Here is a 20,918-nt window from a genome sequence, read left to right as displayed (position 1 = left end):
CCTCAGTCTTTCACGGTGTCGACCTCGCCCGTCGAATCCGCAACCGGATCGGATTCGAAGTGCCGGCGCTCGACGCGTTCGATGATCTTCTTCGCGACGAAGACGATCACGAGGAAGATGACGATGGCGCCCACGAAGAGGTACCCCGCGAAGTGGAGTCGGTCAGCCAGTTCCCGGTAGGTCCCGGCGGCCGCGGACGCGACGCTGACGTAGAGGGCCGCCCACAGGATGCAGGCGGGCGCCGTCCAGGCGAGGAACCGGCGGTAGGCGAATCCGCTCATTCCGACCGTGAGCGGAACGAGGGAGTGCAGGACGGGGAGGAACCGGGAGAGGAAGATCGCAGGCCCGCCGCGCCGCCGCAGATAACGCTCGGACCGCGCCCACTTCTCCTCGCCGATCCATCGCCCGAGCCGCGAGCGTCGGATCCACGGGCCGAGGAATCGCCCGAGGAAGAACCCGACGGTCTCGCCGGCGAGGGCCCCGAGGACGACGACGATAGCCAGGATCATGCCCTCCCACAGCGTGGAGACCGCCGTGGCCGCGACGATGACGATCGTGTCGCCCGGAACGACCAGACCGACCAGGACGCTCGTCTCGAGCATGATGGCGATCCCCGCCAGCACCGTCCGTACGACGGGGTCCACGCTCTGGACGGCGTCGAGGATCCCGGAGAGGATCTCGTTCACGCCTCGAGCCTACGGGTCCGGCGTGTCCTCTAGCCTGAGAACATGTCGGTGCACCCCGTGGCCGTCGAGCTCGATGCGTGGATCGACCCGAGCCAGGCATTCCTGCAGTGGGCGGGGCGGTACGAGCACTGCTTCTGGCTCGACGGCGAGGCCACCGAGTCCGGCGGCTGGAGCTGGGTGGGGATCGGCAGCCCCGCCGACCCCGCGGATGTCCTGGCCGTGCCCCTGGAGCCGCGCGCATCCCCGGACTGGCGAGCGGGGCGATTCCGGGGCGGGTGGGTCGGATGGCTCGGCTACGAGGCGGGAGCAGCCGTTGCCGGCGCTCCCGTGCACAGGGATGCCGCGGAGGCACCCGCTGCCGTGTGGATCCGGGCGTCCCAGTGGTACGCCTTCGATCACGTGCAACAACGCACGTTCTTCGTCACCGACGCCGCCGGCGCCGACGCCGGAGGGGCCTTTCCGCGTCATCCGATGAAGGACCTCGGCCGGCCGTCGGCTCTCGACGGAATGCAGCATGCCGACCCGCCGGGGGTCATGACCGCCACAGCCCGCCACGGGGCTGACGAGTACGCGGGGCTCATCGAGCAGTGCCGGGCCCACATCCGTGAGGGAGACGCCTACCAGCTGTGCCTCACCACGCGTTTCTCGGTCATCGGCCCGCCGGTCGACCCGCTCGCCGTCTACCTGCGTCTGCGCGACGGATCACCGGCGCCCTTCGGCGCCCTCGTCCGATCGGGGGAGGTCGCGCTCCTCAGCGCCAGCCCCGAGCGCTTCCTCGACGTCGACGGGCGGCGCGTGCGCACCAGCCCCATCAAGGGCACGAGGCGGCGCTCGCCCGACCCCGAGGAGGACACCGCGCTGGCCGCGGAACTCGTCGGTGACCAGAAGGAGCGGGCGGAGAACCTGATGATCGTCGATCTGATGCGCAACGACCTCTCGCGGGTGTGCGAACCGGGTTCCATCGGCGTGGACGACCTGTTCGCCGTCCACTCCTATCGGCAGGTCCACCAGCTGGTCAGCACGGTGTCGGGGACGCTTCGCCCCGGCATCCGGGTCGCCGATCTCCTTGCGGCGACGTTCCCTGCCGGGAGCATGACCGGGGCGCCGAAGCTGTCGGCGATGACGATCCTTCACCGGCTCGAGGGTGCGCCGCGCGGAATCTTCTCCGGGTGCCTCGGGTGGATCGGCGATGACGGAGGGCTGGACCTGGCGATGATCATCCGGTCGATCGTGACGCATCCCGGCGGTGCCTACGTCGGCGCCGGGGGCGGGATCACCTGGCGTTCCGTGGCAACGTCAGAGGTCGCCGAGGTCGCACTCAAGGCGCGTGGACCCCTCGCCGCGCTCAGCGCCGTCCTGCCCGACGGCTGGTGACGCACTCCCGTCCCCGCCCCACCCCGCGGCTCGGCTACCCTGGGAATCTCGCGCTCCGCGCGCTCGATGTCCCGTTCGAGCACCACGATTGGCATCTCTCCGTGAGTCAGACTCCTCCCCGCGACACCACCGTGCCCAGCGACGGCAACGGCTACGACCCCTACGCCATCCAGCAGAAGTGGCAGCAGCGATGGGAGTCCGCCGACCCGTTCCGCGCCGGCGACGAGGGCGACACCCGCCCAAGGAAGTACGTGCTCGGCATGTTCCCCTACCCCTCGGGCGACCTGCACATGGGGCACGCCGAGAGCTATGCCTACGTGGACATCGTCGCGCGCTTCTGGCGCCACCGCGGCTACAACGTGCTGAACCCGATCGGCTGGGACTCCTTCGGCCTCCCTGCCGAGAACGCCGCCATCCAGCGGGGCGCCGACCCGCGGGAGTGGACCTACGCCAACATCGCGCAGCACAAGAAGAGCTTCCGCGAGTACGGCTCCTCCTACGACTGGAGCCGCATCCTCCACACCAGCGATCCGGAGTACTACCACTGGAATCAGTGGCTGTTCCAGCAGCTCTACGAGCGCGACCTCGCCTACCGCAAGGAGAGCCCGGTCAACTGGTGCCCCAACGACCAGACCGTGCTCGCCAACGAGCAGGTCGTCGACGGGCACTGCGAGCGATGCGGCGCGGAGGTCATCAAGAAGAAGCTCACCCAGTGGTACTTCAAGATCACCGCCTACGCCGACCGGCTGCTGGACGATCTGAACCAGCTCGAGGGCTTCTGGCCGCAGAAGGTCATCCGGATGCAGCGGAACTGGATCGGCCGCTCGGTCGGGGCCGACATCGACTTCGAGATCGAAGGCCGCACCGAGAAGGTCACCGTCTTCTCCACGCGTCCGGACACTCTGCACGGCGCGACCTTCATGGTCGTGGCCCCCGAGAGCGACCTTGCGGCCGAGCTCGCCGCGGGGGCCTCCGCCGAGGTGCGGATGCGCTTCCAGGACTACGTCGACTCCGTCGCCCGCGAGAGCGAGATCGACCGCCAGAACACCGAGCGTCCCAAGACGGGCGTCTTCCTCGAGCGCTATGCGATCAACCCCATCAACGGCGAGCGGCTGCCCATCTGGGCCGCGGACTACGTGCTCGCCGATTACGGTCACGGTGCGGTGATGGCCGTCCCCGCCCATGACCAGCGCGACCTCGATTTCGCGCGCGCCTTCGATCTGCCGATCAAGGTCGTCGTCGACACCACGGCGCCGATCACCGGGGCGATCCCGGTGATCGAGCTCGATGACGACGGCGAGCCGATCATGCCGGAAGACGCCGGGCCGAGCCTGGCCGACATCGACCCGGCTCGCACCGGCGTCGCGTTGACGGGCGACGGACGAATGATCCACTCGGGGAGCCTGGACGGCCTGTCCAAGCGCACCGCGATCGCCCGCATCATCGAGGAGCTCGAAGCAGCCGGCACGGGTCGCGCGGCGAAGTCCTACCGGCTGCGCGACTGGCTGATCTCGCGCCAGCGCTTCTGGGGGACCCCCATTCCGATGATCCACACGGAGGACGGGCGGATCGTGCCGGTCCCCGCCTCGGAGCTGCCGCTGCGTCTCCCCGATGCGCAGGGACTCGACCTGGCACCGCGCGGCACCTCGCCGCTGGGGGGCGCGGAGGAGTGGATCCACACGACCGATCCCGAGACGGGTCGACCTGCCCGCCGCGACCCCGACACGATGGACACCTTCGTCGACAGCTCGTGGTACTTCCTGAGGTTCCTGGCGCCGAACGACGCCACGCAGGCCTTCTCGCCGCGGGAAGCCGATCGATGGGCTCCGGTCGACGCCTACATCGGCGGCGTCGAGCACGCCATCCTGCACCTGCTGTACGCACGGTTCATCACCAAGGTGCTCTTCGACATGGGGCTCGTCGACTTCACCGAGCCGTTCACGAGCCTGGTGAACCAGGGGATGGTGCTGCTCGGCGGCTCGAAGATGTCCAAGAGCAAGGGCAACCTGGTCGAGTTCGCCGCGAGCATGCGCGATCCCGGTGCCGACGCGGTCCGGGTCGCGATCGCTTTCAGCGGTCCGGCGGAGGACGACATCAACTGGGAGGATGTGTCCACCACGGGCGCCCAGAAGTTCCTCGCCCGCGCCTGGCGCGTCGCGAAGGACGTCACGAGCGAACCGGATGTGGTCTGGGCCGAAGGCGATGTCGCGCTCCGCCGCGTCACGCACCGCCTCCTGGCCGATGCGCCGGGACTCATCGAGCAGACGAAGTTCAACGTGGCCGTCGCCCGTCTGATGGAGCTCGTCAACGCCACCCGCAAGGTGATCGACTCGGGTGCGGGACCGGCCGATCCCGCCGTTCGGGAAGCCGCCGAGGCGACCGCGATGATCCTGGATCTGTTCGCCCCTCACACCGCCGAGGAGATGTGGGAGATGCTGGGGTACGCCCCCTTCGTGGGATTGGTGCCCTGGCGGCATCCGGATCCGACGCTCCTCGTGGACGAGACGGTCACCGCCGTCGTCCAGATCGACGGGAAGGTGCGGGCGACGCTGGAGGTCTCGGCGCGGATCGATTCCGCGGCGCTGGAGGCCCAGGCACGGGCGGACGAGAAGGTCCAGCGCGCACTGGCCGGTCGCGCGATCACACGCGCGATCGTTCGACCGCCCAAGGTCGTGAGCTTCAGCACCCACTGAGGCACCTCACCCCACCTCTCCTGCACACCCCGTCACGGCTGCGATCCCTCCACGGATCGTGGCCGTGCCGGCTGTCGCACGCGACCCCGCGCCTAGCGTGTGACCGTGACGGCAGACGGCGAGGAGGATCGCCACACCGCACGGCGCCTGGGGTTCGGCGCGGCGGTGGTGATCGTGCTGGTGGCCGTCGCCGTCACCGTCGGGGTCGGCGTGCTGCGCAGCGCCCTCGCGCCGGTGGATGCGATTCCGCTGCCGGCGGAGACGGGCTTTCCGATCCCGACGGAGGGCGAGGGCGCCCCCGCGGCACCGGCGTTGGAACTCGTCGTGCACATCACCGGAGCCGTCGCTGATCCAGGCGTCTACATCCTGCCGGAGGGGGCGCGCGTCCTCGACGCGGTCGCGGCCGCCGGAGGACTGACCGAGACGGCCGAACCCGGCTCGGTCAACCTCGCCCGCCCGCTGTCCGACGGCGAACAGCTGATCATCGCCGAGATCGGAGAAGATCCCCCAGAACAGTCCTCCGCCGCGACGCCCGGGGCACCGCCCGAGACGGCCGACGGTCGGGTGAACCTCAACACCGCCGATGAGGCGGCACTGGACACCCTGCCGCGGATCGGGCCCGCGCTGGCCCAGCGCATCATCGACTGGCGCGAGGAGAACGGCCCGTTCACCAGCGTCGACGACCTGCTGGCGGTGTCCGGGTTCGGCGAGAAGATGGTCGAGTCGCTTCGGGATCTGGTGGTCTGGTGACCGGGAGCGAGGCGCTGCGACGATCCCGGATGCCGGTGGCTGTGGTCCTGGTCTGGATCGCCGCCGGGGTGAGCACGCTCCATCCGCATCTGGCACCGGCGATCGCGGGATGCACGTGGGCGGCCGCCGTCCTCGCTCTCCTGACGGCGGCTCTGCGAAGAGGAGTGTCGAGGAGCCGCCGCCCGGCCCGGAGTTATGGACGCCTCTGGCTGAGTGTCCTCGCGCTCGGACTGGCAGCGGGTGCCGTCGCATCCACGAACGTCGCCGTGACGGCGCCGACTGTGCACCAGGTCCAGGAGCGACTGCCACCGGGCCGGCAGGTGGTGGCCGAGGTCCTCGTCACCGGGAAGGTCGAGCGGCGGGGCTCCTCGGACTGGGCGTTCGACGCCGTCGCGCTCTCGCTGACAGGTGGCGACGGCGAATCGGTCGCCACCGAGGCCGTCGCCACGCAGGTCGTCATCGGGGATGCCGACCGCACCGCCCTCCCGGCGCTCGACGTCGGCGCCCGCGTCGCTCTCGCCGCCGTCGCCGCCGCGCCGCGCGCCGGCGATCGCGCGGCGCTCGTCCTGCGTGTCAGCCGTCCGCCCGTGATGATCCGGCCGCCGACGGGGGTACTGGGGGTCGCGTCCGAGCTCCGGACCGGTCTCGTTGCCGCGGTCGCGGGGCTCCCGGATCCCGGCCGGGCCTTGATCCCGGGACTGGCCGTCGGGGACACGCGCCTGGTCACGGACGATCTCGAGGCGTCGATGACCGCGTCCTCTCTGTCGCACCTCACCGCGGTGTCGGGCGCCAACTGCGCTCTCGTGGTCGGCGCGGCCTACCTTCTCGCCGGAGCGGTCGGGTTCGGGCGCGGAGCGCGCACGGGCGCAGCCCTGGTCTGCCTCGGTGGCTTCGTCCTCCTCGTCACTCCGGAGCCGAGCGTCGTCCGCGCCGGCCTCATGGCCGCGGTGGCGATGCTCGCCGTCGTCCTCGGTCGCTCCGGGATCGGACTGGCGGTGCTGAGCCTCGCCGTGGTGATCCTCCTCGCCCTCGACCCCTGGCTGTCGACGTCGCTCGGCTTCGCGCTCTCGGTCGTGGCCACCGCCTCGCTGCTCGTGCTCGCGCCGCCGCTGGCGGCCGGGCTCGCCCGCGCACTGCCGGCGTCCCTCGCTCTGCTCCTCTCGGTGCCTATCGCCGCACAAATCGCCTGCGGCCCGCTCCTGGTGCTCATCGAGCCGACCGTCCCGATCTACGGGGTGCTCGCGAACGTGCTCGCCGCCCCGGCAGCGCCCGTCGCGACGATCGTCGGGCTCGCGGCGTGCCTGACCCCGATGTTCCCCCTCGTGCAGTCGGGTCTCGCCGCTTTCGCCTGGGTTCCCGCCGCGTGGATCGCCGGGGTCGCCGACACGGCGTCGCTCCTCCCCGGGGCGCAGTCGCCGTGGGTCGACGGACTGCCGGGCCTCGTGGCGCTGGCCGTTGCCGGGGGCGGGGTCTGGATCATCATCGCGGTCCGGCCGCGGCGGCGGGGGAGGGTCCGAGTCCTCCGTCTGGTCTCGGGGCTGGCACTGGCCGTCGGGATCGGCGTGATCTGCGGGACGACGGCGCTGCGGACGGTCGCGGGCCCCCTCACCCTCCCGACCGACTGGAGTGTCCTGGCCTGCGACATCGGTCAGGGGGACGCCGTTCTCATCCGCTCGGCTGGGGCGGTCGCCCTCGTGGACACCGGGCCCGACCCGGCCGTCCTTCGCGCGTGTCTCGACCGCGTCGGCGTGGAGCGCATCGATCTGCTCGTCCTGACCCACTTCGACATCGACCACACCGGCGGCATCGACGCCGTCGTGGGTCACGTCGACACGGTCATCCACGGTCCGCTCGACGGCGCCTCCGCCGCGCGGGTGCAGGACACCCTCGTCGCCGGCGGCGCGAGCGTCCGAGAAGTCCATCAGGGCACCTCGGGCCGCCTCGGGACGGCCACCTGGCGCACCCTGTGGCCCCGGAGGGATTCGCCGGCCTTTCCCGCCGGCAACGACGCCAGCGTCGTCATCGACGTCGCGGGTGCGCGACTTCCCCGGATGCTGCTGCTCGGCGACCTCTCCGCTGCGCCGCAGCGCGCCCTGATCGCCGATGAGGTGCTGGCCGATCGATACGACGTGGTGAAGGTCGCCCACCACGGCAGTGCAGATCAGCACCTCCCGCTCTACGCGCAGGTCGGCGCTGCCGCCGCGCTCATCACCGTCGGGTTGCACAACCCCCACGGGCATCCTCGAGAGGAGGTGCTGGACGCACTCACCGCTACAGGAACGGTGATCACCCGCACGGATCAGGACGGTCTGATCGCGCTGTCGCTCGAGGGCGATCGGCTGCGGATCTTCCGCGACGGCGGAGCCGCCGATTCGGACGGGTCTGTCGGCGGTGCTCGCTAGGCTGGGACGCATGCCGGCCCGTTCTTCGTCCCGATCGGCGGGGCGCGCAGGAACGCCGCGCAGCGCCATCCCGCAGCTTTCCTGGCGCGAACCGCAGCCGGCGCCGATCGTTCTCGTCTCGGGGCCCGAGGAGGTCTGCGCCGAACGGGCCATCGCCGGAATCCGCGACTATCTGCGCGCCGAGGACGCCAGCCTCGAGGTGTCCGACATCCGGGCGGACGACTACGCCACCGGAAGTCTCCTCGCCCTCACCTCCCCGTCCCTGTTCGGCGAGCCGCGGCTGGTGCGCGTCCTCGGGGTTGAGAAGTGCTCCGACGCGTTCCTCACCGAGGCCCTGGCCTACCTCTCGCATCCGCAGGAGGGGGCCACGGTGCTTCTCCGCCACACCGGCGCGAGCGTCCGCGGCAAGAAGCTGCTGGACGCCATCCGGGCCGGTCAGGGAGGTGGCGTCGAGATCGCCTGTCCCGCGCTCAAGCGGGATTCGGACCGGTTCGATTTCGCCGCAGCGGAGTTCACCCAGGCGAGAAAGCGGATCGCGCCCGGCGCGCTGCGTGCCCTGGTGTCCGCGTTCGCCGACGATCTCACCGAGTTGGCCGCCGCGTGCCAGCAGCTCATCTCCGATGTCTCGGACGACATCACCGAGCAGACCGTCGTCCGCTACTACGGCGGCCGGGTCGAGACGTCCGCGTTCACCGTCGCCGACACCGCCATCGCGGGTCGATACGGCGACGCGCTGATCGCGCTGCGTCACGCCCTCGCCTCCGGCGCCGATCCCGTGCCCCTCGTCGCCGCCATCGCTTCCAAGCTCCGCACCATGGCGCGCGTGGCAGGCCACCGCGAACCGTCGTCGGCTCTGGCGGCGCGGCTGGGTCTGAAGGATTGGCAGGTGGATCGCGCTCGACGCGATCTGTCGGGCTGGACGGAATCGACGCTGGGGATGGCGATTCAGGCCGCGGCACGCGCCGACGCGGAGGTGAAGGGAGCCTCTCGCGACCCGGTGTTCGCCCTCGAGCGCCTCGTCACGGTCATCGCCACGCGCGAACCGTTCGCCGGCGCGCCGCGCTGAGCGGCGCCGACGTCGCTCCTGCGCGCCCTCCGGGATAACGAAACGGCCCGCCTCCAGGGAGGCGGGCCGTTTCGAAGCGAGAGCGTCAGAGCGACGCGACCTGCTTCGCGATCGCGGACTTGCGGTTTGCGGCCTGGTTCTGGTGGATGACACCCTTGCTGACGGCCTTGTCGAGCTTCTTGGTCGCCTTGGCCAGCGCCTTCTCGGCGGCGGCCTTGTCGCCGGCGGCAACGGCCTCGCGCGTGCGACGGACCTCGGTCCGCAGCTCGCTCTTCACGGCCTTGTTGCGCTCGCGCGCCTTCTCGTTGGTCTTGTTGCGCTTGATCTGCGACTTGATGTTCGCCACGTGTCGACGTTCTTTCGTTCGGAGGTTGGATGAGATGCCCGGCGACAGGAGAGGGCCGTCGCGAGGCGGTCGTGAGGGCGAACCCACACGCAAGCCAAACAAGGAGCCTACCAGGTCAGGTGCGCGTCCCGTGCCCAGGTCCCGGTCCGCCGTCTCGCTCCAGCGTGGCCACGGCGACGCCCAACAGCGCATTGAACACACGGGGGCGCATCGCCGTGACGAGATGACTGGTTCGCGGCACCACGACGAGTTCGGCGTGGGGCGCGACGCGCAGGAAGAGCCGCTCGTTCACACGAAGCTGGTCGTACTGGCCGTTGATGAACCACAGCGGCACCTCGATGCGGCCGAGGGCGGTCAGGAGGTCCAGGACCGACAGACTTCGAAGCGCGACGTCCTGAGCATCGAAGGCATAGCCGCCCGCGCCGAAGTCCGGGCGGGTCTCGTGGGGGAGAGTGCGATCCAGCACGTAGTTCGTCAGCCACATCCCACGGTCGGGGAGGGAGTCGAATCGTCGGGCGAGGAACCGGTAGGTGGCAAGCCCCACGCCCCGCGGAAGGGCCGTGCAGGACGCGGCGACGAATCCGGCGACCGGGGGCGGGTCCTCCTGGCCGACGTAGTCGGTGCTGATGAGGCCTCCCATCGAGTGCGCGACGAGGAGCACGGGTCCGCGTGAGGCTGCCTCGCGGACCGCGCGGTCGATCGTCTCGAGCGCGCCGTCGAGCGTGAACAGCTCGCCGCGCCGGGTGCCGTGCCCAGGGAGGTCGACCGCTGTTGCGGCCACGTTCCGGGACCGGAGGTACTCGACCTGTGATCGCCACATGGTGGCCGACGTGCGAATGCCGTGGACGAGCACGACCTGGACCCCCATGGGCTCCACGATACGGTCGGCGCATCGACGACGGCGACGGCCCCCGCCGGAAGGGCGGGGGCCGTCGCTTGTGAGGTGCGGCGTCAGCTCACTGCTCGGTGGGCAGGGTGCGACGTCGCAGGGCGAGGAACACCCCACCGGCGACGAGCAGCAGCGCGCCGCCGAGGGCGAGTCCGAGCGGCAGCTGTGCACCGGTCACGGCGAGCGGGTCGCCCGCCGGGCTTCCCGTGCCCGGACCCGCGGACCCACCGGGCGCACCGGGGGTGCCGGGGGTGCCGGGCTGACCGGGAGTGCCGGGAGTTCCGCCTTCACCCGGCTCGGTCGGGACGTCGGTCGCCAGGATGGCGCGGCCGAGCGGTGCCGGGTCCACGGTCTCGAGCGCCTGGAAGTAGGCCAGGGTGGCATCCAGATCGATCTGGCCGGTGTCGGTCCGGTCCGTCCCCTCGGTGAACGTCGGGAACCCGTCCCCGCCGTTGGCGAGGAAGGAGTTCGTCACGACGGTGAAGGTGTCGGTCGGCGCGATCGGCTCGCCCTGATAGCTCATCGAAACGACGGACCCCGAGCGGGCGACCGTCTGACCTGCGGGCGGCTCACCTTCGACGTACTCGTAGCTGAAGCCCTCCGACACCCCGAGGTGAAGCTTCGGACGATCGCCCGTCGCCTTCCACTGCTGCGTGAGGATCTCCTCCAGCTGGGCACCGGTGAGCGTCACCGTGACGAGCGTGTTCGCGAACGGCTGCACGTCCGCCGCCTCCTTGTACGTGACGACACCGTCCTCGCCGACCAGCAGGTCGGCGCGCAGACCACCGGGGTTCATCAGCGCGATCTGCGCCGGCGTTCCGCCGAACGCCGGATTCTCGCTGGTGGCCCAGAGGTAGACGTCGGCGACCCAGTTGCCCATCGACGACTCCACGCCGCGGTCGGCGCCCGGGGGCGTGCCACCCCGCAGAATGTCGCCCGTGATCGACCCGATCGGGGCGGACCCCAGCTCGTCGGCCGTGGCCACGTAGCCGGCGACCTGAGCGGCGACCTCGGCGTCAGCGGGGAAGGCGTCCTTCAGCGGGAAGGTCGTCCCCTCGATCGAGATCAGCTCGTCGGTCTCGACGTCGTAGCTGAGCGACAGCTGACCCATCGCCTTGCCGTACTCCGAGGCCTGGATGACCGGGCGAGTCCGGTCGATGCCGTCCACCGGCACCTCGCACGCGTACGTCTGGTGCGTGTGCGCCGAGACGATGGCGTCGATGAGCGGTGAGGCACCGGTCGCCAGGTCGCCGAACCCGTCCGCATCCGCGGCGAGCTGTGCGCAGTCGCTCGTCGCCGCACCCGAGTGGGTCAGCAGCACGATGACGTCGGGGTCGACGGTCTCGGCCAGATCGTCCGCCACCCGGTTCGCCGCCTCCAGCTGGTCGCCGAACTCGATGTCGGCGATGCCGGAGGGGTCGACCATCGTCGCGGTGTCGGGGGTGACGGTGCCGATGAAGGCGACGCTCACCCCGTCGATCTCGCGCAGCGCGTACTCCGGGAGCACCGGATCGGTGGTGCCCGCGGCGTAGACGTTGGCGCCCAGCCCGAAGTCCTGACCGGCCCGTCGCTGCTCGTCCGTCACGCCATCGGGGTCGGTGTTGCCGCCGTAGCGGGGGAGCACCCGGTTCAGCAGGTCGTCGAAACCGCGGTCGAACTCGTGGTTGCCCACGACTGAGAGGTCCAGACCCGAGGCCACGAGCGTGTCGATGGTGGGGTTGTCCTGCTGGATGAACGACGTGAAGGTAGAGGCGCCGATGTTGTCTCCGGCGGAGACGAACAGGGTGTTCGGGTTCTCGGCCTTCTTCGCCTCGACCGCGCCGGCGATCACGGCAGCGCCCGCCTCGGGACCGGAGGGGTTGGCCTCCAGACGACCGTGGAAGTCGTTGATCGTGAGGATGTCGACCTCGACGGGCGCCTGGGCGCTCGCGCTGAGGCCCACCTTGACCGGATCGTGGTCGCTCGAGCGGTACGGGTCGTCGGCGTGGAACTCGGTGCCGTGGTACCCGAAGCGGGAGTACTCCAGCGCAAGCGCCTCGCCCGCGTTGACGTTCCAGACGTCGGCGCCGGTCTGGCGGGCCGACGCCGCCTCGTTCACGAGGATGTGGTCGAGCGAGCCCGAAAGCCCCTGGAACACGTAGCTGTACTCGTCGCCCTGTTCGGCGTCGGCGTAGCCGGCCTCGTAGAGCACCCGCATCGGGTCCTCCTGTCCGTACGAGTTGAAGTCACCGGCGAGGATCACCGACGCGGTGTCGCCCTGAACCTCCTCGACCCACTCCGCCAGAGCCGTCGCCTGTCGCACGCGCGACTCGTTCGAGGTGCCCTGTCCGTCACCGGAGTCGACGTCGCCCGGCCACGGTCCGACCGAGCCCTTGGACTTGAAGTGGTTCACGACGAAGAGGAACTCCTCGCCGCCGTCGGCCGGGGCGAAGACCTGACCGATGGGTTCGCGGGCGTTCTGGAACGCGCCGTCCGCACCCGATTCGTCTCCGAGCGCACGGGCGTCGCCGACGGTGACCACCTCGGCGGGCTGGTAGATGATCGCGTTGGTGATCACGTCCAGACCGGAGGCATCCGGAAGCTCGTCGGACGAGGGGACGAAAGCCCAGCGATCCGCTCCCGCGGCGTCGTTGAGGGCGTCGACGAGGCTCGACAGCGCCTCGTCGGTCTCCTCACCCAGCGCCGCCGAGTTCTCGATCTCCATGAGACCCACGACCGAGGCGTCGAGGGCGTTGATCGCGGAGACGATCTTGGCTTCCTGACGCGCGAAGTCCGCCGAATCCCAGGCTCCGCGCTGGTCGCATCCGTCGCGGACGTTGTTCAGCTCCGAGCCGTCGGGGCTCTGAAACGCCGTGCACGAGGCGCTGTCGGCGCCAAGGGTGGTGAAGTAGTTCAGGACGTTGAAGGATGCCACGCTGATGTCGCCGCCGACCTCTTCGGGGGCGGCGGTGCGGACGTCCTCGAACTCCACGCCGTCGGCGGCACCCGATCCGTCACCGGTGAGCGGCGAGGTCGGGTTGAGCTTGAAGGCGTTGTTGCGATAGTCGACGATCACCGGCTCGGTGAAGGTGACGGAGGCCCCCACCACGACCGGCTCGGTGAGCGAGACGTACGGCGGGGTCAGGGCGGCGTTCGCGGCGGAGAGGAAGTTCGTGCTCGCTCCGTCGTCGAGGACGACGCGACGTGCGGCGTTCTCAGCGGCCACCGCGGCGGCCTCCGACGAGCCCGGGAGCGCGACCTCGGTCGGCTGCAGGAGCGGACCGTCGCCGAAGGCGAGCGGAACCTCGCCGTATTGGTTCGTGCCGTAGGTGTCGGTGACGGTGAACGCACCCTCGGGCTGGATCAGCATCGACTCGAGCGCTTCACGACCCGTCTCGTCGGCCGGCCAGCCGGTGGCGAGGGGCGTGACCGGTGCGCCGTCAGCGATGACCTCGACGGATCCGGTGCGGATGTCGACCTGGGTCAGTCCGTTGAACTCGGTCGCCAGGCCTGTCACCCGGACGGTCTGCCCGAGGGCGACCTGACCCACGGTGCTCGGCGCGTACACGAAGACCGCGTCGGACGCGGTGCCTGCGGCGGCTCCGGTACCGGGCGTCTGAATGACGAAGCCCGCGAGGCCGCCGGTCGGGTAGTGCGCGGTCACGACGCCCTCGGTGACGACGGTCTGGCCGTTCAGGGGCGTCGAGGCGCCGGTGCCCTGGATCTCGGCGATCGTGACGGTGGTCGGTCCCGTCGGTTCCGGATCAGGGGTCGGCTCGGGGTCCGGCGTCGGCTCCGGGTCCACAGCGCCCGCCGCGCCCTCGGGTGTCGGCGTGCCCGCGGTGAAGTCGGCGGAGTTGATGGCGGTGTGCGAGCTGTCGGCATCGCGCGAGACGCTCGTGCCGTTCGTCGTCGCGGGCGCCGGGCTCCCGGCCGAATCGGTGGCGCTGCCCCAGCCGAGGTAGTCCACGACCTGGTCGAGGGCGGCCATGTTCGTCCCACCCGACAGTGCCTCGGCCGAGTCGACGAGCGCGACCTTGCCCTCGGTCCCCGACATCGGGATGCGCCCCTCGACATCGGCGTCGAAACCGGGGAGCGTCGTGTTGCCTCCCGTCGCCTGACCGACGAGCAGCTTCCCGCCCGGCTGGATCGTCATCCCCGTGAGCGGGGTGACCTGCCAGGATGTGCCCGTGGCGGACGCGTACTGCACGCTCCACGACCCGAGGTCGACCGCGGTGTCACCGGTGTTCACGAGCTCGACGAAGTCGCGGCTGAACGCCGCACCGCCATTGCCGCCGCCGCCGTACACCTCGTTGATGAGGACGGTGGCGTCGATGCTGACCGCCGCCTGAGCGGGAAGGGCGAGACCCACGCCGCTCAGCGCGAGGGCGCCCGAGAGGAGGCCGACGCCGAGCGTCCGGGCCCTCCGTCTCGATCGGCGTGGAGTGGGGGATGGGGCACCGGATGTCACGGTCACAGACACTCTCCTGGTTTCGTATGCACAGACGAACGGCGTCCCGAGCACGACGGGACCATCGTCCGGGGGCACGCCGTTCGATCCTTACCGAATTCGCGGTCGCGTGGATGACGCCTGTGGAAACTCCGCGTGACATGTCGCGACAGGCCGCTCACACCGGCATCCGCTCTCTTCCTCGGCGGCGCGGGCGGACGCCCCCGCGCCCGTAGAATCGAGGGAATATGTCCCCGCGCGCCCCCCAGCCCCTCGAGCCCAGTGCGACCCCGCCCGAGCTCATCCGGAACTTCTGCATCATCGCCCACATCGACCACGGGAAATCGACCCTGGCCGACCGCATGCTGCAGATCACCGGCGTCGTCGCCGATCGCGACATGCGCGCTCAGTACCTGGACCGCATGGACATCGAGCGCGAGCGCGGCATCACGATCAAGAGTCAAGCCGTCCGGATGCCGTGGGCCACCGATGCGGGCACATTCGCACTGAACATGATCGACACGCCCGGCCACGTCGACTTCACCTACGAGGTGAGCAGGTCGCTCGCGGCCTGCGAGGGCGCGATTCTCCTCGTCGACGCCGCACAGGGGATCGAGGCGCAGACACTCGCCAACCTCTACCTCGCCCTGGAGAACGACCTCCACATCATCCCCGTCCTTAACAAGATCGATCTTCCCGCCGCCGACCCCGAGAAGTACGCCGCGGAGCTCGCGGGACTGATCGGCGGCGACCCGGAGGACGTGCTGCGGGTCAGCGGCAAGACCGGCATGGGTGTCGAGGAGCTCCTCGACCGCATCGTCGAGCAGATCCCGGCGCCCCGGGGGAACGCCGATGCGCCCGCTCGCGCGATGATCTTCGACTCCGTGTACGACGCCTACCGGGGCGTGGTCACCTATGTCCGGATGATCGACGGCAAGCTCGAGCCCCGCGAGCGCATCCAGATGATGTCGACCAAGGCCACCCACGAACTGCTCGAGATCGGTGTGTCCAGCCCCGAGCCGATCCCGACGCGCGGACTCGGCGTGGGCGAGGTGGGGTACCTCATCACCGGCGTGAAGGACGTCCGCCAATCCAAGGTCGGCGACACGATCACGAATCAGCGGAAGCCCGCCGCAGAGGCCCTGCCCGGCTACACCGATCCCAAGCCGATGGTGTTCTCCGGGATCTACCCGATCGACGGCAGCGACTACGCGGAGCTGCGCGAAGCGCTGGACAAGCTGAAGCTCTCCGACGCCTCCCTCCAGTACGAGCCCGAGACCTCCGTCGCGCTGGGCTTCGGCTTCCGGTGCGGCTTCCTCGGCCTGCTGCACCTGGAGATCATCACGGAGCGGCTGTCGCGGGAGTTCGGGCTGGACCTCATCACCACGGCACCGTCCGTGACCTACGAGGTGCACACCGACACCGGTGAGACGATCTCCGTCACGAACCCCAGCGAGTATCCCGACGGCCGGGTCGCCGAGGTCTCCGAACCCATCGTCAAGGTCGGGATCCTGCTGCCCAAGGACTACGTCGGCACCGTCATGGAACTCTGCCAGTCCCGCCGCGGCTCGCTCCTGGGCATGGACTACCTCAGCGAAGACCGGGTGGAGCTGCGCTACAACATGCCGCTCGGTGAGATCGTGTTCGACTTCTTCGATCATCTGAAGAGCCGCACGCAGGGCTACGCGAGCCTGGATTACGAACCCGCCGGTTCGCAGACCGCCGATCTGGTCAAAGTCGACATCCTGCTCCAGGGGGAGAAGGTGGATGCTTTCAGCTCCATCGTGCATCGGGAGAAGGCGTACGCCTACGGCACCATGATGACCGAGCGGCTGCGCAAGCTCATCCCGCGTCAGCAGTTCGAAGTGCCGATCCAGGCTGCCATCGGCGCTCGGATCATCGCCCGCGAGAACATCCGCGCCATCCGCAAGGACGTCCTGGCCAAGTGCTACGGCGGTGACATCACCCGGAAGCGCAAACTCCTGGAGAAGCAGAAGGAGGGCAAGAAGCGCATGAAGATGGTGGGCCGCGTCGAGGTGCCGCAGGAAGCCTTCATCGCCGCGCTCTCGGGGGACGTGGAGGGGAAGCAGAAGTAGGCTGTCAGCCATGCGCCGCGGAACCTTCAGGGATGACACGGTCGACTACGCCGCCGTGGGAGCGACCCAGGCAGCAGATCTCATGCATTTCCCGCCGGAGCGCAGCATCCCGGCCGAGGAGTCGTGGCGTATCGGCAGCGGTGAGGAGCGGTTCCGGGCGGCGGGGGAGTCCCTGCTGTCATGGAGCGCCCAGCGCGGCGCCGGCTTGGAGCTCACGGATGTCCGCCCCGCTGCCGGACCCATGTACGCGGGGGTGAGCTTCGATGAGAACGGCGCTCCGATCGCACCCAGCAAGCTCGAGGTCGAGCAGCGCTACGACTCCGACGGCACGCCGTTCGTCACCCCCGGAGCGACCGTCCACCTCGGCGGCCGGGTCGCCGGCATGCGCGCCGACGGAGAACTGCGGGTGATCTTCGCCGTTGAGGAGCCTCGTCGCATCGGCTTCGCCCTCGGAACCGTGCAGGGATCCGTCGTCAGCGGTGAGGAGTCGTTCATGCTCGACTGGCGGGACAACGACGAGGTCTGGTTCACGGTGCGGGCCTTCGATGCGCCGCAGGCGCTCGTCTACCGGCTCTTCCCGGCCCTGACCCGCCGTCGACGCCGGGAGCTGTTCACCCGCTACCTGCGTGCGATCTCACCGTTGTACGCCACCCCCGCCTGAGCGTGGGTGCCGCGCTCCCCGTCGGTGAGCCCGTACCGACCGACGGGTCGTTGCCATCCGGCAGGGTGATAGATCCGTCGGCCCCGTTCGGCGCGTACCTGCACATCCCCTTCTGCCGGGTGCGGTGCGGGTACTGCGATTTCAACACCTACACCGCCACCGAGTTGCGTGGAGCCCGACAGTACGACTACGCCGACACGCTGTTGCGCGAAGTGACGCTGGCCCGCCGCGTGCTGTCCGACCTCGGACCGCCGCGCCCCGTCCAGACGGTCTTCTTCGGCGGGGGAACGCCCACGCTCCTCCCCGCCGACGACCTCGTGCGCATGCTCGACGGCGTGCGCGCGGCGTTCCCCGGCGCCGACGACGTGGAGGTCACCGTCGAGGCGAACCCCGACACCGTCGACGCCGTGGTGGCCGGGCGGCTGGCAGACGCGGGAGTGACGCGGCTGTCGATCGGGATGCAGTCCGCTGTCGGTCACGTGCTGGACACCCTGGACCGATCGCACGGCCGTGACGCGGTCGCCACCGCCGTCGCGGTCGCGCGTGATGCCGGCCTCGGCGTCAGCCTCGACCTCATCTACGGCACGCCCGGCGAATCCCTTTCCGACTGGCGCACGTCGCTCGAGACGGCGCTGGCCCTGGGCCCGGACCATCTGTCCGCGTACGCGCTGATCGTCGAGGACGGCACCGCCCTGGCCCGCCGCATCCGTCGGGGCGAGCTGAGCCTGCCCGATGACGATCTCCAGGCGGAGATGTACGAACTCGCTGACGATCTGCTCACCGAGGCCGGGCTGTCCTGGTACGAGGTGTCGAATTGGGCCCGGACCTCCGCCGACCGGTGCCGGCACAACGCCGCGTACTGGCAGGGGGGCGACTGGTGGGGCTTCGGGCCCGGAGCCCACGGTCACATCGCCGGCACCCGGTTCTGGAACGTCCGCCACCCGGCCGCCTACGCCCAGCGACTGGCGCACGGGCTGTCGCCGGCGGCCGGACGGGAAGTGCTGACCGCGTCGTCACGTCTGCTGGAGACCGTGCTCCTCGGGGTCCGGACCCGCGAGGGGCTCGGCATCGCCTCCCTGCCACCGGGGGCCTCCGCCGCGCTGCCCGAGCTCGTCGCGGACGGCCTCGTGGAGCCGCGACCCGACGACCGCGTGCGCCTCACTCGGCGCGGACGACTTCTGGCCGATCGCGTCGTGCGGACGCTCACGGCCTGACATGCCGCGACTCGACCGTCCGAGCTGGAGGGTGTTCCGTTAGAATTGGCACTCGGATCCCACGAGTGCCAGGGGAAGCGGCAGGCCGCCGGAGGGGGTGTCATGGTCAGCGAACGAGGATTGCAGGTGCTCCGCGCCATCGTCCAGGACTACGTCGACACGCGTGAACCCGTCGGCAGCAAGGCGATCGTCGAACGTCACGCCTTCGGCGTCTCAGCCGCGACCATCCGCAACGACATGGCGCTGCTCGAGGACGAGGAGCTCATCGTCGCCCCTCACACGTCCTCGGGCCGGGTGCCGACGGACAAGGGCTACCGCGTCTTCGTCGACCACCTGGCACAGGTGCGCCCCCTCAGCCCTGCCCAGCGGACGGCGATCTCCTCGTTCCTGGAGGGCCCCTCCGATCTCGACGAGGTGCTCGCCCGCACGGTGCGCGCACTGACGGTCCTCACCGGACATGTCGCGATCGTGCAGTACCCGTCCTTCGCCCGCGCGACGGTCTCGCACGTGGAACTCGTGCGACTGGACCCCTTCAAGGTGCTGGTCATCGTCGTCACCGACACCGGTCGGGTCTCGCAGCGTCTCGCCTTCCCCGGCGTGGAGATCGATGAGGAGCGGATGCAGCGGATCCGCGGCCGGGTCTCCGACCTCGTCGTCGGTGTTCCCGTCCGCGAGGGGGTCGCAGGGGTGGCGACCGCGGTGTCGGACGGCGCAACACCGGGCGATCCCGACGGACCCGCACTGCAGGCCATCCTCCGGGTGATCGGAGAGGAACTGGAGGACTTCCGCCAGGACCGCCTCGTCCTCGCCGGCAGCGCGAACCTCGCCCGCAGCGAGGCCGATTTCCGCGGCAGCATCTACCCGCTCCTTGAGGCCATCGAGGAGCAGGTGACGCTGCTGAAGCTGATGAGCGAGATGGTCGCGGACGATCAGGGCCTGGCCGCCAGCATCGGTCGCGAGAACGAGCCCTTCGGCCTCAGCGAAGCGTCCGTCGTGGCGAGCGAGTACGACGCGACGGGGTCCCGCGCCCGGGTCGGCGTGCTCGGCCCCACCCGGATGGACTACCCCACCAACCTCGCGGCCGTCCGGGCCGTGGCCCGTTACCTCACTCGTCTCCTCGACGAGGACGACAGCGCCCGCTGACGACAGCATCCCGAAAGACTCCCCGCGCCCGACGCGGCAGGAAGGTGAAAGTGGCTGACCACTACGAAGTACTCGGTGTGGCGCGTGACGCCAGTTCCGACGACATCAAGCGCGCCTACCGACGGCTCGCCAGAGAGCTGCACCCCGACGTCAATCCCGGCGAGGACGCGGCGGAGAGGTTCAAGCTCGTCACCCACGCCTACGACGTGCTGAGCGACCCGGATCAGCGGGCCCGTTACGACATGGGGGGCGACAACGCCTTCGGCGCCGCGGCCGGCGGGTTCGGCGGCTTCAGCGACATCTTCGAGACGTTCTTCGGCGGGGGAGCGGGTGGGGGCCCGCGCGGTGCCCGGCCACGCTCTCGTCGTGAGCGGGGTCAGGATGCGCTCGTGCGGATCACCCTCGAACTCAAGGACGTCGTCTTCGGCGTCCACCGGGACATCGAGGTCGACACCGCGGTGGTGTGCGAGACGTGCAGCGGCTCGTGCTGCCGGCCCGGCACGTCACCCGTCACCTGCGACATCTGCCACGGCACCGGGCACGTTCAGCGCCAGGTGCGAAGCCTCCTCGGCAATGTGGTCACCTCGCAGCCGTGCTCGGTATGCCAGGGCTACGGCACGACGATCCCCTATCCCTGCGCCACCTGCCAGGGTCAGGGGCGTGTCCGCTCCCGCCGCACCGTGTCGATCGACGTTCCGGCCGGTGTCGAGAGCGGCCTGCGACTGCAGCTGCCCGGGTCGGGTGAGGTCGGCCCCGCCGGCGGCCCGAACGGCGACCTCTATCTGGAGGTCAACATCGCACCCGACCCGGTGTTCTCGCGGGACGGTGACGACCTCCTGGCGACGCTGGAGGTCTCGATGCCCGATGCGATCCTCGGAACGCACACCACGATCGAGTCCCTGGACGGACCGGTGGACCTGGAGCTGCGTGCCGGCGTGCAGTCGGGCGACGTGCTGACCATCAAGGGTCGCGGCATCACGCCCCTGCGCGGCTCGCAGCGCGGTGACCTCCGGGTCGGGGTGCAGGTGGTCACGCCCACGCGGCTCGACCATCGCGAGCGCGCGCTGATCGAGGAGCTCGCCAAGCGCACCAAGCCGGCACCGCCCCACCTGTCCGAGTTCCATCAGGGCCTTTTCGCCAAGCTCCGGGACCGCTTCCGGAACGGGTGA

General features: G+C 70.1%; 14 protein-coding genes. 10 read left to right on the top strand and 4 right to left on the bottom strand.

The genetic code is table 11. From position 1 onward, the window contains the following. Positions 1-2: 2 nt before the first annotated feature. Positions 3-686 carry a DedA family protein gene (locus MA875_RS11100; RefSeq protein ID WP_248242346.1) on the bottom strand — a complete coding sequence of 228 codons (684 nt, stop codon included), beginning with the start codon at positions 684-686 and terminating at the stop codon, positions 3-5. Positions 687-728: 42 nt separating this feature from the next. Between MA875_RS11100 and MA875_RS11095 the strand changes: the two genes are divergently transcribed. The 5 genes from MA875_RS11095 to holA all read left to right on the top strand — a co-directional run bounded on the left by MA875_RS11095 (position 729) and on the right by holA (position 8,971). Then, the gene (locus tag MA875_RS11095) at positions 729-2,060 is read left to right on the top strand and encodes an anthranilate synthase component I family protein (RefSeq protein WP_248242345.1); all 1,332 of its coding nucleotides are present in this window, start codon (positions 729-731) and stop codon (positions 2,058-2,060) included. Positions 2,061-2,161: 101 nt separating this feature from the next. Continuing rightward, a complete protein-coding gene (gene leuS / locus MA875_RS11090) occupies positions 2,162-4,753 on the top strand; it encodes a leucine--tRNA ligase (protein WP_248242344.1) in 2,592 nt (863 codons plus the stop codon). A gap of 105 nt (positions 4,754-4,858) precedes the next feature. Further along, positions 4,859-5,503, top strand: a complete 645-nt coding sequence (locus MA875_RS11085; protein WP_248242343.1) for a ComEA family DNA-binding protein — start codon at positions 4,859-4,861, stop codon at positions 5,501-5,503. Next, positions 5,500-7,905, top strand: a complete 2,406-nt coding sequence (locus MA875_RS11080) for a ComEC/Rec2 family competence protein (protein WP_248242342.1) — start codon at positions 5,500-5,502, stop codon at positions 7,903-7,905. Before MA875_RS11085 ends, MA875_RS11080 begins: the two co-directional genes overlap by 4 nt. Before the next feature lie 10 nt (positions 7,906-7,915). Continuing rightward, positions 7,916-8,971, top strand: a complete 1,056-nt coding sequence (gene holA, locus MA875_RS11075; RefSeq protein ID WP_248242341.1) for a DNA polymerase III subunit delta — start codon at positions 7,916-7,918, stop codon at positions 8,969-8,971. A gap of 85 nt (positions 8,972-9,056) precedes the next feature. On the opposite strand, the gene rpsT is transcribed toward holA, so the two are convergent. The 3 genes from rpsT to MA875_RS11060 all read right to left on the bottom strand — a co-directional run bounded on the left by rpsT (position 9,057) and on the right by MA875_RS11060 (position 14,662). Then, positions 9,057-9,317 carry a 30S ribosomal protein S20 gene (gene rpsT, locus MA875_RS11070; protein WP_248242340.1) on the bottom strand — a complete coding sequence of 87 codons (261 nt, stop codon included), beginning with the start codon at positions 9,315-9,317 and terminating at the stop codon, positions 9,057-9,059. Positions 9,318-9,432: 115 nt separating this feature from the next. Continuing rightward, positions 9,433-10,185 carry an alpha/beta fold hydrolase gene (locus MA875_RS11065; RefSeq protein ID WP_248242339.1) on the bottom strand — a complete coding sequence of 251 codons (753 nt, stop codon included), beginning with the start codon at positions 10,183-10,185 and terminating at the stop codon, positions 9,433-9,435. Between the two features lie 88 nt (positions 10,186-10,273). Next, entirely contained in the window at positions 10,274-14,662 is a 4,389-nt protein-coding gene (locus MA875_RS11060; protein ID WP_308221521.1) for an ExeM/NucH family extracellular endonuclease, read from the bottom strand. A gap of 221 nt (positions 14,663-14,883) precedes the next feature. On the opposite strand from MA875_RS11060, the gene lepA reads away from it, so the two are divergent. From lepA to dnaJ, 5 genes are all read left to right on the top strand, one after another. Then, positions 14,884-16,731 carry a translation elongation factor 4 gene (gene lepA / locus MA875_RS11055; RefSeq protein ID WP_248242338.1) on the top strand — a complete coding sequence of 616 codons (1,848 nt, stop codon included), beginning with the start codon at positions 14,884-14,886 and terminating at the stop codon, positions 16,729-16,731. Between the two features lie 10 nt (positions 16,732-16,741). After that, positions 16,742-17,392 carry a DUF1990 domain-containing protein gene (locus MA875_RS11050; protein ID WP_248242337.1) on the top strand — a complete coding sequence of 217 codons (651 nt, stop codon included), beginning with the start codon at positions 16,742-16,744 and terminating at the stop codon, positions 17,390-17,392. Between the two features lie 2 nt (positions 17,393-17,394). Next, entirely contained in the window at positions 17,395-18,606 is a 1,212-nt protein-coding gene (gene hemW, locus MA875_RS11045) for a radical SAM family heme chaperone HemW (RefSeq protein ID WP_248242336.1), read from the top strand. 102 nt (positions 18,607-18,708) lie between these two features. Further along, positions 18,709-19,749 (top strand): heat-inducible transcriptional repressor HrcA, encoded by a 1,041-nt coding sequence (gene hrcA / locus MA875_RS11040; RefSeq protein WP_248242335.1) that lies wholly within the window; start codon positions 18,709-18,711, stop codon positions 19,747-19,749. A 50-nt stretch (positions 19,750-19,799) separates the two neighbouring features. Then, positions 19,800-20,918 carry a molecular chaperone DnaJ gene (dnaJ, locus tag MA875_RS11035; RefSeq protein ID WP_248242334.1) on the top strand — a complete coding sequence of 373 codons (1,119 nt, stop codon included), beginning with the start codon at positions 19,800-19,802 and terminating at the stop codon, positions 20,916-20,918.

The sequence above is a fragment of the Microbacterium kunmingense genome (assembly GCF_023155745.1).
Lineage (GTDB): Bacteria > Actinomycetota > Actinomycetes > Actinomycetales > Microbacteriaceae > Microbacterium > Microbacterium kunmingense.
The sequence above is the reverse complement of the archived record's forward strand: the minus strand, read 5'-3'. Positions and strand labels throughout refer to the sequence as shown.

Excerpts from the sequence above, each read along its gene's own strand:
- MA875_RS11095 (WP_248242345.1), top strand. The coding sequence starts at position 729 with ATGTCGGTGCACCCCGTGGCCGTCGAGCTCGATGCGTGGATCGACCCG.
- MA875_RS11065 (WP_248242339.1), bottom strand. The coding sequence starts at position 10,185 with ATGGGGGTCCAGGTCGTGCTCGTCCACGGCATTCGCACGTCGGCCACC.
- holA (WP_248242341.1), top strand. The coding sequence starts at position 7,916 with ATGCCGGCCCGTTCTTCGTCCCGATCGGCGGGGCGCGCAGGAACGCCG.
- lepA (WP_248242338.1), top strand. The coding sequence starts at position 14,884 with ATGTCCCCGCGCGCCCCCCAGCCCCTCGAGCCCAGTGCGACCCCGCCC.
- hrcA (WP_248242335.1), top strand. The coding sequence starts at position 18,709 with ATGGTCAGCGAACGAGGATTGCAGGTGCTCCGCGCCATCGTCCAGGAC.
- MA875_RS11050 (WP_248242337.1), top strand. The coding sequence starts at position 16,742 with ATGCGCCGCGGAACCTTCAGGGATGACACGGTCGACTACGCCGCCGTG.